General features: G+C 64.3%; 2 protein-coding genes. Both read left to right on the top strand.

The window, feature by feature from the left end; translation table 11 throughout:
* Positions 1 to 39: 39 nt before the first annotated feature.
* Positions 40 to 249: a DUF680 domain-containing protein gene (locus EN969_RS34435; RefSeq protein WP_063169177.1), complete on the top strand. Its 210-nt coding sequence runs from the start codon at positions 40 to 42 to the stop codon at positions 247 to 249.
* A gap of 91 nt (positions 250 to 340) precedes the next feature.
* On the top strand, positions 341 to 563 hold a 223-nt coding region (locus tag EN969_RS34430; protein ID WP_127419948.1), incomplete at its 3' end, for an NmrA family NAD(P)-binding protein.

Below are 563 nucleotides of genomic sequence, written 5' to 3'. Positions count from 1 at the left end.
CACCAACACGGACTGCAAACACCTACCAGGAGAACTCAGATGACCAAGATCGCTCTCACCACCGCCGCTATCCTCATTTCCGTCAGCGCCGCTTTTGCCGGCAGCGACAAGTTTGGTTCGAACGACGCCAGCCAGCCGGCCGCCACCAGCACCGACGACACGACCACCGCTTCGATTCACAACCCCGATGCGGCCATCCGGAAGCCGGTCACACAGGGCAGCAACCGCGACCTCTTCGGCAGCCGCTGATCCCGATCGCGCTTGTCGCTGATCCCGATCGCGCTGTCGCTGGTACCGATCGCCCGACCGACCACCTAAATCCCAACCAGGAGTGCTTCCAATGACCAAGATCGCAATTCTCGGTGCCGGTGGCCGGCTCGGCCGCGTGGTCGCCAAGGCCTTCATCGACGCGGGCTACGAGGTCCGCACCGTCACCCGCAACGGCAAGGTACCGGCCGAACTCAAGGGCGCCACGGCCGTTGCCGGTGACGCTCTCGACCGCGAGGCCCTCATCCGCGCCACGCAAGGTGTCGATATCGTCTTCAACGGCCTCAACCCGATCT

Origin of the sequence: Mesorhizobium sp. M7A.F.Ca.CA.003.01.2.1 (assembly GCF_003998945.1) — a bacterium.
Lineage (GTDB): Bacteria > Pseudomonadota > Alphaproteobacteria > Rhizobiales > Rhizobiaceae > Mesorhizobium > Mesorhizobium ciceri.
The sequence above is the reverse complement of the archived record's forward strand: the minus strand, read 5'-3'. Positions and strand labels throughout refer to the sequence as shown.